This is a genomic window from Megasphaera sp. NM10 (assembly GCF_000417505.1).
GTDB classification, from domain to species: Bacteria; Bacillota; Negativicutes; order Veillonellales; family Megasphaeraceae; genus Megasphaera; species Megasphaera intestinihominis.
Genome location: NZ_APHY01000035.1, coordinates 63,814 through 80,376 on the forward strand (window position 1 = coordinate 63,814; position 16,563 = coordinate 80,376).

Here is a 16,563-nt window from a genome sequence, read left to right on the forward strand (position 1 = left end):
CAGAAAGAGACACAGCATACATATACCATGTCTCCTGTCTATCTGTCCAAAAATATCTAATTGACGTTACTATCAAATTTTAAAGCATATTCGCTCATCTGTAAAGTCATTTTTCCTGAATAATTTCCAAAGCCTTCTCGAACTGGCTGTCTTCCGGGTCGGACGGCGTCAAGGGAACGACGACATCCGGTTCGATACCGACGCCGTCGATTTCGCGGCCATTCGTCGTCCGATACTTGGCGACGGTCACTTTGACGGCTGATGCCGAGTCGACGGGGAAGACGCCCTGGACGGTCCCCTTGCCGTAGGTCTTGACGCCGACGATGGGTCCGAGTTTCATGTCCTGGACGGCACCGGCGACGATTTCCGAAGCGCTGGCCGAATTTTCATTGACCAAGACGACGATGGGAATCGGGTCATCCGTCCCCTGGGCCGTGTACTGGTCCACTTTGCCATCCTGTTCCGTATAAGACACGATGGTACTGTTGGGCGGAACGAAATTGCTGGCCACGCCGACAGCCTGTTCGACGATGCCGCCCGGGTTGTCACGCAGGTCGAGGATGAGCTTGTTCATGCCCTGCTCGCGGAGCTTGGTGAATTCCTTGGTGAAATCGTCAGCCGTGCCATCACTGAAGACGGCCACGCGGATATAGCCGACGTCCGTGCCGTCGACCATCTTGCCGGCGACTGTCGGCACGTGGATCTGGCGGCGCTGGACGGTAAAGGATTGTTCTTCGCCATCGCGGCGGACGACGAGGTCGACGCTGGTGTCGACAGGTCCGCGGATGTTCTTGGACACATCTTCCAGCTGATAGCCCTCGACGGACGTGCCATCAATGGACACCAGGATATCACCGCGCTGGAGACCCGCTTCCTCAGCCGGACTGCCTTCCATGACACCGGCGATGAGGATGCCTTCATCGGTAGAGGCGATGTAGACGCCGATGCCGGCGTAAGTGCCGCTCATCTGGGCGGAAAAGTCTTTATACAAATCGCCGCCGAGATAGGTCGAATGTTTATCGCCCAAAGTACTGACCATGCCCTTCAAGGCACCGTCAAAGATGGCGTTTTTATCGACATTTTCGGCATAATGGCTTTCGATGATTTCCAAGGTCCGGAAAAACTCGAACATCGACGAAGGCCGGCCCGTATAATACCAAAAGAGGCCAACCATGGCGACAATCATGATGATCATACCGCTGCAGACATATCCCAGCGGCCGGCGGACGCTCTCCCACGTCTGCCGTAAACTATGTTTCCCCATCAGGGTGCCTCCTTGTGTGTAAAAAAAGTTCATCGTAGTCCGTTCATCGTTGATCGTAAAAGATAAAAAATTACCCGTCACGATGAACGACGAACGACGAACGAAAAACGATTAGGTACTCGTGCCTGGCAGCAGAAGCCGTACCGCGCCGACTTTCCCCTACAAATACCCCTGGGGGTCGACGGGGTCGCCATTGGCGCGGACTTCAAAGTGGACGTGCGGGCCCGTGGAGTTGCCCGTCGAGCCGGCATAGGCGATGACCTGGCCTTGAGAGACGGCCTGGCCCGGCGAAACGGCGAGTTCCTGATTGTGGCCGTACAACGTCGACAGGCCGTTGCCGTGGTCGATGACGACGGCATAGCCATAGCCGCTGATCCAGCCGGCTTCGACGACGGTACCGCCATCGGCTGCCTGGACGGGCGTGCCATAATCGACGCCGATATCGATGCCGCTGTGGTAGATGGTCGTCCCAAAGATGGGATGAGTCCGGTAACCGTAAGGCGACGTGATGACGCCGTTGACGGGCCAGATCATGGCTCCCGTCCCGCCGCTGCTGACGGGCTGGGAATTGCCGCCATCGCTGCTGTCCGGGGCAGGCGGCGCGGCCTGGGCCGCCGCTTCTTCGGCAGCCCGCTGGCGCAGCTTGTCGCCCAGGGACTGGGAAGCCTGCTGATATTCGGCATAGGCCTTCTCAGCCGTGGCCTTATCGTTCTGGGCCTGGTAGAGGACAGCCTGCTGTTCGTCTTTATGGGCGGCGATTTCGTCGCGCTTGGCCTTCGCTTCATCGCGCAGCTGTGCCTGGCGGTCGCGCTGTACTTCTAATTCTTTTTGAGCCGCTTCGATAGCTGCCCGTTCCTGACGGATGTCAGAAATGAGGGAGATATCGGCATCGACGACGCGGCGCAGGAGTTCCAGGCGGTTGGAAAAGTCGCTGAAATCCTTGGCGCCGAGGACGACGTCGAGATAACTCAGCTGGCCGTGCATATAGATATCGCGGATGCGCTTGGTAAAGACTTTCTCCCGCTTCTGCAGGCGCGCCCGGTTCTCGTCGAGCTCGGCCTGGGTCGCGGCTATTTTTTCTTCCGTCGCCGCCAAATCGGCCGTCACCGTCTGGTATTCGCCCTGAGCGGCTTCCAGGCTCTTCTGGATTTCATAGAGCTTATCGCTGACGTTGTCGATGACCATTTGGGCCTGGGCCTTCTTCTCACTCTGCTCGGCCATGCGGGTCTGGACGTCGTCCAGCCGGCCCTGCAGGTCATCGTCGGCAAAGGTCAGGAGACACGGCGATAACAGGGCTGCCGTCACGGCGAGGATGATATATTTTCTTACCATATTACACCTTCATATATCGTTTCAGCGAAATCGTACTGCCCAGGGCGCCGATGATCATACTGATGACCAAGAGAATGGCTGCCGTGCGGTACATAAAGGGATAGACGCTGACCATGGGCAGGAAGGCCAGGGACTGGTGGACCGCCGTGACGACGAAGCCGTAGAACTGGCACAAGGCCAGGTCGGCCAGGACGCCGCCGATGAAGCCCAGGAGCAGCCCTTCCAGGAGGAACGGCCAGCGGATGAACCAGTTCGTCGCGCCGACGTATTTCATGATGGCGATTTCCTTGCGCCTGGCGAAGACGGTCAGGCGGATAGTGTTGGAAATGATGAACAGCATAGCCAGGGTCAGGAAGATGATCAGGGCAATGCCGCCCCAGCGGATGATGCGTGTGATCTGGAAGAGCTGTTCGATGATTTCCTGGCCGTAATGGGTCCCTTCGACTTCGGGATAGTCAGCGACGATGTCGGCCGTCCGGCGCACGGCTTCCGGTTCGGTAAAGGTCACTTCATAAGAACTGGGCAGGGGATTCTTGCCGTCCAGGGCGTCGAGGATGCCCGGCTGGTCCTTCATGCGGTCCTTGAGGATGTCCATGGCCTGGTCCTTGTCGGTAAAGGATACGGACTTCACATCGGGCAGGGCGCTCAGGCGGCGGCCGACGCTGTCGATGTCCTTCTGGGTCACGTCGTCTTTGAGATAGACCGTGATTTCGACCTGGCTTTCCAGGTTCTCAGCGAAATAATCGAGGTTGGCCACGAGGGTCAGGAAAATGCCCAGGATGAACAGGGACAAGGCGACGGTAGCAATGGACGCGATGGACATGAAGCGGTTGCGCCAGAACGACTGAATGGCTTCGGCCATGTAGTAGCGCATGGTCCTAATTTTCATCGTCATAGCCCCCCTTCTGTTCATCGCGGACGACTTTGCCGCCGTCGATTTCGATGACCCGCTTGTTCATCATGTCGACGAGGGTCTTATCATGAGTCACCATGAGGACTGTCGTCCCCATGTGGTTGATTTTCTTGAAGACTTCCATAATGTCCCGCGACGTTTCCGGGTCCAGGTTCCCCGTCGGTTCATCGGCAATGAGCAGCAGCGGCCGGTTGACGATGGCCCTGGCGATGGCTACGCGCTGCTGTTCGCCGCCGCTGAGGTTCTTAGGCAGGGCATCGGCCTTGCCGACCAGGCCGACCAGGTCGAGGACATCGCGGACACGGCGGCGGATGAGGCGCCGCGGCGCTTCGATGACTTCCATGGCAAAGGCCACGTTTTCCTGAGCCGTCTTATTGGGCAGGAGGCGGAAATCCTGGAAGACGATGCCCATTTTACGACGCAGATAGGGCACGCGGTTCTTGGCCAGCTTATTGACTTCAATGCCGTTGACGAAGACCGAACCCCGCGATGGCAGTTCTTCATAGGACAAGAGCTTGATGAGCGTCGACTTGCCGGCACCGCTGGCGCCGACGACGAAGACGAACTCGCCCTTGCCGATATGGAGCGATACGTGGTCCAGGGCAATGGAGCCATTGTCATAGACCTTGGATACGTTCTTTAATTCAATCATAAGGACCTCCGATGCTGTTGCAGGCGCTTGCGGACGCCCTTGCGGCCTTCCAGGATGCGCAGGGCCAGATAGGCATTGCGCAGGGACTGGCGCCGCAGGTGATTGAGGCGGGCCTTGATTTCCGGCGCCAAATGGCCGAGAGCCAATTTCTGGCTCACGTCGGCGACGATATCCGCAGCCTGGACGTCTTCTGTCGTGCCGCAGACCCTATCGCCGATGAGGTCGATGAAACTGTCGATTTTCGGGTCATACGACACGGCCGTCGCCGGCACCTGCATGATAGCCGAAAAGATGAGGGCATGCAGGCGGTTGGCAATGACCGCATCCATACAGCCCATGAGGGACATGAATTCCACCGTCGTATAGTGGCCGTCGAGGACGACGGCTTTCGTCTTCATGCGGCTGGCAATGTCGCGGCCGGCTTCGACGTCGGCCGGGTACTGCATGGGGATGAAGATGACGTGGACGTCCTGTGTTTCCTGCAGCTCGTCAACAGCAGCGGCAATGGCGTCCTTATAGGCTTCATGGTCCTGCCAGTTGCGGACGGCAATGCCCAGGCGCCGGCGGATGCCGGTGATGCCGTGTTTCTTGAGAATATAGAGGCCGATGTTCTTATCGACGGGATGCATGGACAAGACGGCGTCAGCCGTGACATGGATAGGCGGCCGGGTCACGCCCATGGCGGCCAGTTCGGCTTTGGAATCGGCATCGCGGACGCCGATGACGGCGACGCGCTGCAAGACATCGCGCACAGCCCGGCGGGCCTTGGCACCGCGGACGGGGCCGATGCCCTGAGCGTAGAGCATGACGGGCTTCTTGAAGAACAGGGCGATTTTCATGATCCACAAGTAATAATAGAGGCTGCGGGCGCTGGTCACGTCCTGCAAAAGGCTGCCACCGCCGCTTATAAGAATATCACAGCGGCGAATGGCCGCTGCGATAGCAAAGAAGTTCAGGCGGTGTACAGCCTGTACGTTATGGTTTTCCCGGGTCATGCGGCAGTTGCCGGTGATGACCGTAATCGATACGTCGGGAATGATGTCTTTCAGGGAGCCGACAATGGCCGCCAGCATGGCTTCGTCGCCGGCATTGGCAAAACCGTAATAGCCGGAAATAACGACTCTAGTCACGATGGGCCACCTGCTTTCCCAGCCACGTCGTCACATAGCTGACGATGGCAATGGCGATGATCAGGCCGATACCGATGACCATGCCCGTCACCCAGCCGTTGATGCCGCGGATGAAGGACATGAGGAAAGGCGTGCGGATATGGGCGAAGGTTTCGACCATAGAGCCGACGCCGATGGCAGCGGCGATGACCAGGAAGAAGTGCAGCAGCTGCGGCCATTTACGGTACAGCGCAGCGACCATGAGGTAGAAGCCGGATGGCCGATGAGGAATTCCTTTTCCCGCGGGCGGGCATAGAGGACATTTTCCAGGAAGCGGCGCATAGCGACTTCCACGCCCGGTACGGGGACGCCTGCCGTGTGGCCGCTGCGGCCGACGAAGATGACGCCAGCCAGGGCCAGGACGGCCAGGATAAGGATGGTCCCCATCTTAATGGGAATATTGAGGAAATCCTTGACGAAGACCTTTAGGTCTTCCGGCGAGGCGATGGTCTGTCCCATGAGCGGGAAGCGGCGCAGATAGCCGATAGCCACCAGGATCAGGGGCAGGATGAAGGTCAGCTTGACGCCGCGGTAGAAGTCGAATTCCATGAAGAAGCGGATATTGCCCAGCATGGCGGCGATATAGAGGCCGCCGATCATGGCCACGGCGACGGCAAAGAACAAGCCGATGGTGCCATCGCGGACGACGCGGCCATAGCCGAGTTTCTTAGTGATCTTCATCTTCTTCCAGTGGTCCAGGGCCAGGAGAATGGCCGCTGTCGGCGCAGCTGTCGCACAGCCGATAGCCCAGACCTGGAGGAACAAGGCCCCTTTGGCGACGATAGCACCGATGACGGCACAGACGATGCCCAGGCCCATGAGGATGTAGTTCTTGCGGTCCGTCAAGGGCAGGAGCAGGTTGAGGACGAAGACGAAGCCGCAGGCTGCTGCCGCTGCCGTAATGGCCAGGAGCAGGCGGTTCGGATAATAGGCCGGCATGATGGAAGCCCGGCCCAGGGTGTAGCCCCGGTCCGTCAGTTTCTGCGAAACCATCTTGACGTAAGACAAGTTGGTCTGGGTCAGGTTCATGCCGTGGAGAGGCTTCTTATAGAGCGGATAGAGATTGACCCGGGCATTGCGTTCCAGGTCGCTGATGTAAAAGCGCATAGCCGCTTCTTCAGGCGTAATCTTTTCCAGTTCTTCCTTGGCCATGGCATAGACGCGGGCCGTGCGGTAATGGACCAGGCCGGCCAGGTCATACATGCCGTCCTGCTGATTATACTGGAGCTGGTTGACCGATTCGATCATATAGAAAGGAATGTCCCTGTCGTTCAGGTTGTCCGCCGTATAGTCCAGCATGGTCTTGCGTTCGGCGTTGACCGGCGTATAGCCCAGGACTTCCTTGCCGACGAACATGATGCCCGATACATTCTTGATCTGGTCGACGCGGTCGAAGAAATGAGCGACCTGTTCCTTCGTCGGGTTGCTGTAATTCGTCGGCCGCAGGATGACGTGGAAGCCGTGGTCGCTGATAGTCTTGGCGTCAGCGCTGAGGATACCCAGGTTGACATCGCCTAAGCCCGGCATGACACCTTGAATACCGACAATACGGTACGGGCCATGGGACATGATCTTGACTTTATCGTCACCCAGGCGGGTCTTGAGGTCGGATACGACTTCGTCGAAATAGAGGTCCGTCTGGCCCTGGGGCTTGCCGATGAGGTAGTAGTCATAGGATTTGTCGGTAATGCCGAACTGAGGATAATAGAGGTCGGCACCGAGTTTCGTCACCAGCGACAGTTCGCCGCGCTGGGTCAGCTTATTGAGGGTAGTATCGTAAATGGTAAAGCTCGTAACGCCGGCATCGCGGCACATCTGAAGTGCCGTGTCGAGGTCGTAGCCGTCGTTACGTGCCATGACGACGATGGCATCATAATCCATAGCCTGTTCTACCGTCGTCGACTCATTTTCTATCGCATTGCGTTGTACGCACATGCCCAGCGCACATACGAGGCCGATAAAGACGGCCAGTATCATCGCCAGCATACTGCGTTTATTCATGTTTGTCATTCTCTTCACCTTATCTATGAGTTGCTCACCTGGCCATGGATGGTCAGGAGGCCGTCGCGCATGGTGACGCTGTCCGGCTGGATTCCCAAGGGGAATTCGGCAAAGTCGTAAATCTCAGCATTGGCCATCTGCGTCGTGCTGATCTGCATGCCCATGCCTTCTACCGTCACGGACGACGGGATGAACATGAGCTTCGACCCTTTCATGCCAAAATGACCGCGGACATCAGCCTGGGCCGACACGAGGCCGCCCAGCTTCACCCGTCCCTGAACGCGGACGGCGTCGTCTTCAAAGGAGACCTGCGGGTCCGTCAGTCCCTGGACCTTCTTGACCAGGAACTTTTCCAGTTCTTCGCTGCGGATGGATGCCGTCATTTCACCGCTCTCGGCCCGGGTGACCCGGACTTCCTGATCGGCCAGGGCCAGGAGCGGCTTGAAATGGACGCCGTAGAGATTGCAGTCGAAGTGGGCGAAGGTCAGATCGCCAGCCTGGAAATTATTGGCATGAACCGTAATGGCGTCGATGTCGCCGAGGAAGATCTTCGCCCCTGGCGACGCCTGGACGCGGACATCATCGCTGTGCAGATTGAGTGTCGCCGACAAGGCTTGACAGAGGCCGGCTTCGGCCAGCTGGGGCGCATAGGAATTGGCGCCGACCAAGAGGGCTGCGACGATGACAAAGAAAATCATCCATTTTTTCATTTACTTTAGAGCTCCTGCTTTGCTAACTTCTTTTCTTTTTCCTGCTGCAAATACCCTTCGATGAAGATGTCCAGGTCGCCGTCCATGACAGCCTGGATATTGCCCGTTTCGACATTGGTCCGGTGGTCCTTGACCAGGTTGTACGGGTGGAACACGTACGAGCGGATCTGGCTCCCCCATTCGATAGCCTGGTGGACGCCGCCGATTTCGGCTTTCAGTTTTTCCTGCTTTTCCTGTTCCAATTCAAAGAGCTTAGCCCGCAAGTACTTCAGGCACATTTCCTTATTCTGCAGCTGTGACCGTTCATTCTGGCACTGGACGACGATGCCCGTCGGCATGTGAGTCATGCGGACAGCGGAACTCGTCTTGTTGACGTGCTGGCCGCCGGCACCGGAGGCGCGGAAGTAATCGACGCGGACGTCGTCCATATTGATTTCGACATCGACGTCGTCCGGCAGTTCCGGCATGACATCGACAGCCGTAAAGGACGTGTGGCGCCGGGCTGCGGCATCGAAAGGCGAAATGCGGACCAGGCGGTGGACGCCTTTTTCCGATTTCAAATAGCCATAGGCGTATTCGCCTTCGACGCGGAAGGCAGCGCTCTTGATGCCCGCTTCATCACCGGGCTGCATATCCAGGACGGTCAGTTTGTAGCCATTGCGTTCAGCCCAGCGGGTATACATGCGGATGAGCATCTGTGCCCAGTCCTGAGCTTCCGTACCGCCGGCACCGGCGTGGAAGGTGATGAGGGCGTTGCACTTGTCGTATTCGCCGGACAAGAGGAGCCGTACTTCCCGCTTTTCGATGTCCTTGAGCAGGTCGTGGTACTGCTTTTCAATGTCTTCGGCAAAGGAGGCGTCGCCATCTTCCATGGCCATTTCCAAATAGTCGCTGAGGTCATCAGCTTTGCGGACGAGTTCTTCGTGACCTTCGACTTCCGTCTTGAGCAGCGTCGCTTCCTGGGAAATCTTCTTGGCCTTGTCCGGGTCATCCCAGAAGGTCGGGTCACTCATCTGCATATCTAAATCCATGATACGTTCTTTTTTCCGAGGTAAGTTAAAGTGAATCCCCGATTTCTTGTATTCTATGTTTGAGGTCTTCCAGCGGTTTACGCATTTCATCTAACAACACAAGTATCACCTGCTTTTTCTAAATAAAAATAACTATAATAGGATGTTCACAGAATTCGCGCGGGCGCCCCACGTAGGCGCCCCTACACGGGATAATTTATACGGGATTCGCGTGGACGCCCCTACGCCATCATTGCCGTTCCCGTTCTTCGTCTTTCTTGATGTCTTCGGCGCTGACGGGTTTGCTTTCTTCGTGGACTTCGTGAGCGCCCTGGAGATGATCTTCCGCCTGCGGTACGGGCTTGCTGTACGTGACCTGGATATGATAGAGGAAGGTGACGACGGTCCGTTTGATGGATTCGATCATTTCCTCGAACATTTCATAGGCTTCGAATTTGTATTCGACGAGCGGATTCTTCTGGCCGTAAGCCCGCAGGTTGATGCCTTCCTTGAGGGCATCCATAGCGTCGAGGTGGTCCATCCACTTGCTGTCGACGACGCGGAGCATGATGGCCTTTTCCAGTTCCTTCATGGTCTGTTCGCCGATTTCCTTGAGGCGTTCTTCATAGAGGTCGACGGCGATCTGTTTCAATTTATCCTGGACTTCGACGCGGCTCAGGTTTTCCAGTTCTTCCACAGACGTAGCGTTCTTGGGCACGAAATACTGCTGCATCTGGCTCAGGAGGCCGGCGAAATCCCATTCTTCAGGATAGAGCTTTTCATTGGCGTATTTGTCCAGGCCTTCGTGGATGATATCGTCGACCATGCCCATGATAGTATCGCGCAGGGAATCGGCTGTGAGGACCTGACGGCGCTGGCTGTAGAGGACTTCACGCTGCTGGTTCATGACATCGTCATATTCCAGGACGTATTTACGGATTTCAAAGTTGTGGCTTTCGACTTTCTTCTGGGCCTTTTCAATGGACCGGGTAATCATCTTGGCCGTAATCGGTTCGTCTTCATCCATGCCCAATTTATCCATGAACTTGGAAATGTTTTCCGAGCCGAAGATACGCATGAGGTCGTCTTCCAGAGACAGGAAGAACTGCGTCGTACCCGGGTCGCCCTGACGGCCGGCACGGCCGCGCAGCTGATTGTCGATACGGCGGCTTTCGTGGCGTTCCGTACCGATGATCATCAGGCCGCCCAGTTCAGCGACGCCTGGCCCGAGTTTGATGTCCGTGCCGCGGCCAGCCATGTTGGTGGCAATGGTGACCATGCCCTTCTGGCCGGCGTTCTTGATGATTTCCGCTTCTTTTTCGTGGTATTTGGCGTTGAGCACGTTGTGGACGATATTTTCCTTATCCAGGAGCTGGCTGAGGATTTCCGACTGGTTGATGGACGTCGTGCCGACCAGGATCGGCTGGCCCGTAGCGTGGCGCTTCTTGACTTCCCGGACGACGGCGCGGTACTTGGCGTTCTTCGTCTTGTAGATGACGTCCGGCAGATCGCGGCGGATAGCCGGTTTGTTGGTCGGGATGACGTAGACGTCGAGTTTATAGATCTTGTTGAATTCGTCTTCTTCCGTCTTGGCCGTACCGGTCATGCCGGCCAGCTTGTCGTACATACGGAAGTAGTTCTGGAAGGTAATCGTAGCCAGGGTCTTGCTTTCGCCCTGGACCTTGACGTTTTCCTTGGCTTCGATGGACTGATGCAGGCCATCGCTGTAACGGCGGCCGAACATGAGGCGGCCTGTGAATTCATCGACGATGACGATTTCGCCGTTCTTGACGACGTAATCCTTATCGCGGTGCATCATGAAGCGCGCCCGCAGGGCCTGGATGACGAGGTGGTTCAAATCGAGGTGGTCGTTGTCGAACATGTTGCTGATGCCCAACATCTTTTCAACTTTGGCAACACCCGAGTCGGTCGGCGCGATGGTCTTCTGTTTTTCGTCCATCGTGTAGTCGTCTTTGGTGAAGGTCTTGACGATGCCTGCCAGCGTGTAGTACAGGTCCGTCGATTTTTCACCCGGGCCGGAAATGATGAGCGGCGTCCGCGCTTCGTCGATGAGGATCGAGTCCACTTCGTCGACGATACAATAATTGAGCGGCCGCTGTACCATCTGGTCTTCGCTGATGACCATGTTATCGCGCAGGTAGTCGAACCCGAATTCGTTGTTCGTCCCATAGGTGACGTCGGCGTTATATGCCCGGCGGCGCTGGTCATACGTGAGGTCGTGGACGATGAGCCCGACGGACAGACCGAGGAACTTATAGATGCGGCCCATGTCTTCACTGTCACGAGTAGCCAGGTAGTCATTGACGGTGACGACGTGGACGCCCTTCCCCGTCAGGGCATTGAGGTAAACCGGCAGCGTCGCGACCAAGGTCTTGCCTTCACCCGTACGCATTTCGGCGATATCCCCGCGATGGAGGACGATACCCCCCAGGAGCTGGACGTCAAAATGGCGCATCCCTGTCACACGGCGCGAAGCTTCGCGGACGACGGCAAAGGCTTCGGGCAGAATGTCGTCCAACGTTTCACCGTTGGCCAGACGATTCTTGAACTCGAAGGTCTTCTCCTGCAGCGACGCATCGCTCAGGCCTGCCAACTTCGGTTCCAGATCATTGATGCGGCGGACAATGGGCCACATCTTCTTTAATTCATGCTCCGTGTTATTCCCGAGCAGTCTTTGTATCAGTTTATTAAACACCTATCCGAGACCTCCAATTTACACAATTTGCAATCTACTCTGTGATATTATATCAATTATACATTATACCGTGATTGGCGCCTATTTTGCAACCGTTTCAAAGGGATTTAAGAAAATATAAGGGGATTCCTTTGGGAAAGAACAGGTATTTTCCCATATACAACACCGCATGAATATGCTAAAATGATTTTATTATTTATTTATCCACCACGTGAAAGGGGTTTTATCATTATGATGCAATATGATGTGTCCATATTGACAGCCTTTGCCCTCTACTTACTGGCAATGCTGGCGATTGGCGTCTATTATTCCCGGTCCCAGCAGCGGCTGAGCGATTACATTCTCGGCGGGCGCAGGCTGGTCCATGGATCACTTCTATGAGTGCCGAAGCATCGGACATGAGCGGCTGGATGCTCATGGGCGTACCGGGCTTCGCTTATTCTACAGGTATCTCGGCTGCCTGGATTGCCATTGGCATCGCCATCGGTACCTACCTCAACTGGCAGTTCGTATCCCAGAGATTGCGTAACTATACCGAAGTGGCCAACAACAGCCTGACTATGCCGGACTATTTGAAGAACCGCTTCCACGATGAAAAAAATATCATCCGCATCATCTCGGCTATTTTCATCCTTATATTTTTCCTTATATACACGTCATCGGGCTTCGTCTCCGGCGGCAAGCTCTTTGAATCGGTTTTCGGCATGGACTACTTCTCGGCCCTACTGCTCAGTGCCGGCGTCGTCGTCATCTACACCTTCCTGGGCGGCTTCATGGCCGTCTGCTGGACCGACTTCATCCAGGGCTGCATGATGTTCCTGGCCATCGTCCTGGTCCCCTTGGTCGGCATGATCGCCTTTGGCGGCTGCGACGCCGTCATGACCCGATTGGCTACGACGGCACCGAACCTGCTGGAAATGGCACCGGACACGACGACGACGGGCATCATCGGCATCATCTCCGCCCTGGCCTGGGGCATCGGCTACTTCGGCCAGCCCCACATCCTGGTCCGCTTCATGGCCATCGGCGATCCGACGGAACTGAAGAAATCGAAACACATCGCCATGACCTGGGTCGTCATCTCCCTGGCCGCTGCCGTCCTGGTCGGTCTGGTCGGCAAAGTCATCGTCCCGACGCCTTTAGTCGGCGCCGATTCGGAAAAAGTCTTCCTGGTCATGAGCCGTCAGCTCTTCCCGCCTTTTGCTTCGGGCCTCATCTTATCGGCCGTCCTGGCAGCCATCATGAGTACGGCCTCGTCGCAGCTGCTGGTCACGGCCTCGGCCATTTCCAAGGACTTTTATCATACCTTCGTCCGCAAGAATGCCAGCGATAAAGAATTAATCTACGTCAGCCGCCTGACGGTCCTCGTCGTCGCCGCCCTGGCCATCGTCCTGGCCCTCAACCCGAACAGTTACATCCTGACCATGGTCTCCTATGCCTGGGCTGGCTTCGGTGCCGCCTTCGGCCCGACCATCCTCCTGTCCCTGTACTGGAAGAACATGACCAAGAACGGCGCCCTGGCCGGCATCATCGTCGGCGGCCTGACCGTCCTCATCTGGAAACAGTTCGCCTGGTTCGGCCTCTATGAAATCGTACCGGGCTTCCTCTTCTCGCTCATCGCCATCTACATCGTCAGCAAACTCGACGGCGGACCGAGCCAGGAAATCCAGGACGAATTTGAACAAGCCATCCACCATACTCCCAAAATCAGCGTCCTCCACAATGAGGAAGAGTAGGGGCTCGCACGTGGCGAGCCCGCAGGCCGCAGTCGCAGACCGCCATTATTTGCCTCTCCTGCAAACTTAATACAAAAAAAAAGCTGTCGCATTATGCATTCCTGCTTAATGCGACAGCTTTTTTATTCATCTTTTCAACCTCTCAGTCAGCTATGCTGACAGCTCCCCTATCAAGGGAGCCACGGACAACCCCTAGTATTCCGGTTCGATGAGGCCGTATTTCCCGTGTTTCCGTTTATAGACGACATTGATCGTATCGGTCTTGGAATTGAGGAAGACGAAGAAGTCGTGGCCTACGAGGTTCATCTGCAAGATAGCTTCTTCGACGTCCATCGGACGAGCGGCGAATTTCTTGACGCGGGCGACTTCAAAGGTTTCTTCCGGAACAGCCGGCCCTTCGACGAGAGCGTCATTGAAAGCACCTTTCTTCATGCGGCGGGCGATTTTTGTTTTGTATTTATGAATCTGGCGGACCAGTTTATCATAGACTAAATCGATAGCAGCATACATATCATCGTTGGCTTCGACGCCGCGGAGAACGACACCGTCGACTTTCAACGTGATTTCAGCGATTTTCCGATCTTTTTCTACAGAAAGCAGGGCCTGGACATTGACTTCGTTATCAAAGTATTTCGTAACTTTCTTTTCCTGTTTTTCAACGTGATCTTTCAGAGCCGGTGTAATTTCTAAATTTTTACCTCTAACGATGGTTGCCATAAAACATCCCTTCCTTTCGTGGGGAGATCCTGTCTAAAGAATGTATGGCTTTCATTCCTTGTGGTCTCTTCCCTTATATGTATAGTATTCAACACGGGGATGCAAATTCCTTCTAAAAAAACAAAAAAATTTGAATTTTTTTTATTTTGGAGCCGACGGCCCCGCCGGTCGTGTATTTTTTTGCGATCTGCGCTCATTTCCATCGCCTGTATGCGATACCGTAGGGGACGACCCGGAGGATGTTCCGGAGGGCGTCCCACCGCGAATCCTGTGAACAGCCGGAATTTATGACAGGTGGCACACGGTCGTAACCCAATCCTGAGTCTGTCGCGGCGTAGCCGCATCTGAGTCCGAGGAAAAGCCATGGCTCGTGTCTCGTAAAAAGTCTGCTATTATACTCAAATGGGCTGTGGTCAAATCTCTTTAGCGGGCTTCCCACGTGGAAGCCCCTACAGACTTACCTATTATACCAGGATAGGCTGTGGCTGAATATCGCAGCGGGCTGCTCAGCCACAGCTGTCCGTTTTGGCAACCGTCCTGCGCCTTCTGTCGGTCGGCACCTGACGGGCCAAAAAGGCTTGGGACAGCCCTTACGCACAAGGCCATAGGCCGTATTTTTTTGCGAACTGCGACCGGCCACCTGCGGCCTGCGGCCTTTTATTTTTGTGTAAAAAAAAGACCACCCATTTCTGAGTGGTCTTTGTAATCTTCCTGTGAAAGGAAAGATTAGAATACGAATACGAACTGAGCACGTGTTTCTTCGCCCGGATCAGCATTGCCGTCTTTGGCACTGGTTGCGAAGGACTGCATAATCTGGAACTGAGCGTTCTTAGCGAAGGTGTAGTCAATACCAGCACCCCAAGATTTAACGTTGTTCAAGAGGCTATCGTTTCTCCAGCCATAGGTAGAACCAATGAAGTTACCCTTACCATCTGCAAAGCCGTTGTCGGCATTGAGGTATTCAACCCAGGCGTCCCAGGACTTCGGCGTAGCGAAGTTAGCTTTATTGTAAGTAATCTTACCAACCCATACTTCCGGATCATCTGCTTTGCTGTTTTCACTATTGTATTTTTCGTAGTTAGCCAAAGCATTCCATTTACCGAGGTTCAAGCTGCCATAAGCACCCCAAGCATCGTCAAAATTGAAGGACTTGTTACCACTGAAATCATTGTAGTAAACGCCGATAGCCGAACCAGCTGCACGGCCGCCGCCGAAGAAGCCTTCTAATTCGCCATAGCCAGTTTTTGTAGCTTCATGGGAACCTACTACGCCATTGTCACCACCCATGACGCCTTCTTTAAATTTACCATAGCCAGCCGTAGCAGCGAATTTATCGTTGCTGTATTTCAACTGCGCACCGTCAAAGTTATCGCCATAGAGGAAGCCATAAGCACGGCCGCCGCCCATGTCATATTCATCACGGCCAACTTTCAAATCCCAGTTGTTGCCGCCGAAGTTGTAGTCAACATAAGCGCGATCCGTGAAGATGTTGTTTTTATCGCTATTGTCAGCCGTGCTGTTATCAGCGAAGCTTACATTGTTGGTGCTGACACCATAAACAACTTTCGTGCGGTCGTTGACCTGGGCATTGGCACGGATGCGAACACGGTAGGACCAAGAATCATCGTTCTTCGTAGCACCGTTAACAACCTGTTCTTTACCTTCGGAATCTTTGAATTTATCACCTTCGCTCTGGTGGATGTAACGGATACGAGCGTCACCGGTGAGTTTTACGTTGCCGACGCGGTTTTCCAAAGCGCTTACGCGAACACCGAGGTTATTGAGTTCATCGGCATATTCGTCAGCCAATTTGTTGATGAGAGCGCGCTGTTCGACAGAAGCTTTGTCCATGTGAGCCATAGCTTTTGCGACCATTTCAGCGGCTTCGTAACGGGTGATGTTACGGTTGCCCTGGAAGTACTGGCCGTCAACGCCCTGGATGATACCAGCGTCAGCCAATTCTACGACGGATTTGTAAGCCCAGCTGTCAGACGGTACGTCGACAAACGGGTTAGCTGCGAATGCGCAGGTTGCGCCAACAGCCATAGTTGCTGCGAGAGCTGCTAATACTTTGGATTTCATGAGAATTACCCCTTTTCCAATAAAAATAAGTTTCGTAAAGTCTTACACCGTTACTAGCGAGCGCCGAAACGTATTTTTTCCAAGGGTTCATTGGCGAGTTGTCCTAGTTTCCTCTCTTTTACTGCCTTGAAAAAGGTACTGTTTTTTTGCTCTTTCCGCAGGTGTTGCCTGCATCCGCACCACACCTGTTGCAGTTATTATACAACTTTTCCCGGCGCTTGTCAAAACTCTATATCTGCAAACCAGTTTTAGCGAAATAAA

10 protein-coding genes and 2 pseudogenes are annotated in these 16,563 nt (G+C 55.0%); 1 reads left to right on the top strand and 11 read right to left on the bottom strand.

Going from position 1 to position 16,563, the window contains the following annotated elements; all coding sequences use genetic code 11:
* Positions 1-106 precede the first annotated feature (106 nt).
* The 9 genes and pseudogenes from NM10_RS07035 to secA all read right to left on the bottom strand — a co-directional run bounded on the left by NM10_RS07035 (position 107) and on the right by secA (position 11,767).
* Positions 107-1,264: a S41 family peptidase gene (locus tag NM10_RS07035; protein WP_020310896.1), complete on the bottom strand. Its 1,158-nt coding sequence runs from the start codon at positions 1,262-1,264 to the stop codon at positions 107-109.
* Positions 1,265-1,423: 159 nt separating this feature from the next.
* On the bottom strand, positions 1,424-2,596 hold the full coding sequence (locus NM10_RS07040) for a murein hydrolase activator EnvC family protein (protein WP_020310897.1): 1,173 nt from the start codon (positions 2,594-2,596) through the stop codon (positions 1,424-1,426).
* Position 2,597: 1 nt separating this feature from the next.
* The gene (gene ftsX, locus NM10_RS07045; protein WP_020310898.1) at positions 2,598-3,485 is read right to left on the bottom strand and encodes a permease-like cell division protein FtsX; all 888 of its coding nucleotides are present in this window, start codon (positions 3,483-3,485) and stop codon (positions 2,598-2,600) included.
* Positions 3,475-4,161: a cell division ATP-binding protein FtsE gene (gene ftsE, locus NM10_RS07050; RefSeq protein WP_020310899.1), complete on the bottom strand. Its 687-nt coding sequence runs from the start codon at positions 4,159-4,161 to the stop codon at positions 3,475-3,477. Before ftsE ends, ftsX begins: the two co-directional genes overlap by 11 nt.
* Entirely contained in the window at positions 4,158-5,291 is a 1,134-nt protein-coding gene (gene csaB / locus NM10_RS07055; protein WP_020310900.1) for a polysaccharide pyruvyl transferase CsaB, read from the bottom strand. The genes ftsE and csaB overlap by 4 nt, the downstream gene beginning before the upstream one ends.
* Positions 5,284-7,340 (bottom strand): annotated as a pseudogene (locus NM10_RS07060) (DUF5693 family protein). The gene csaB and the pseudogene NM10_RS07060 overlap by 8 nt, the downstream one beginning before the upstream one ends.
* 14 nt (positions 7,341-7,354) lie before the next feature.
* Positions 7,355-8,041: an LmeA family phospholipid-binding protein gene (locus NM10_RS07065; protein ID WP_020310903.1), complete on the bottom strand. Its 687-nt coding sequence runs from the start codon at positions 8,039-8,041 to the stop codon at positions 7,355-7,357.
* A 5-nt stretch (positions 8,042-8,046) separates the two neighbouring features.
* Positions 8,047-9,169, bottom strand: a protein-coding gene (gene prfB / locus NM10_RS07070) for a peptide chain release factor 2 (RefSeq protein WP_335340745.1) whose coding sequence is annotated in 2 segments (ribosomal slippage) — positions 8,047-9,099 and positions 9,101-9,169 — 1,122 coding nt in all. Because the reading frame shifts where the segments join, the coding sequence is not laid out codon by codon here.
* Between the two features lie 132 nt (positions 9,170-9,301).
* Positions 9,302-11,767, bottom strand: coding sequence for a preprotein translocase subunit SecA (secA, locus tag NM10_RS07075; protein WP_036200638.1), 2,466 nt, complete (start codon positions 11,765-11,767; stop codon positions 9,302-9,304).
* 231 nt (positions 11,768-11,998) lie between these two features.
* Here secA and putP point away from each other — a divergent pair.
* Positions 11,999-13,503 (top strand): annotated as a pseudogene (gene putP / locus NM10_RS07085) (sodium/proline symporter PutP).
* A 192-nt stretch (positions 13,504-13,695) separates the two neighbouring features.
* On the opposite strand, the gene hpf reads toward putP, so the two are convergent.
* Together hpf and NM10_RS07095 are read right to left on the bottom strand one after the other, a co-directional pair.
* Positions 13,696-14,220: a ribosome hibernation-promoting factor, HPF/YfiA family gene (gene hpf, locus NM10_RS07090; RefSeq protein ID WP_014017019.1), complete on the bottom strand. Its 525-nt coding sequence runs from the start codon at positions 14,218-14,220 to the stop codon at positions 13,696-13,698.
* 726 nt (positions 14,221-14,946) lie between these two features.
* Positions 14,947-16,302, bottom strand: a complete 1,356-nt coding sequence (locus NM10_RS07095; RefSeq protein WP_020310908.1) for an S-layer homology domain-containing protein — start codon at positions 16,300-16,302, stop codon at positions 14,947-14,949.
* Positions 16,303-16,563 lie beyond the last annotated feature (261 nt).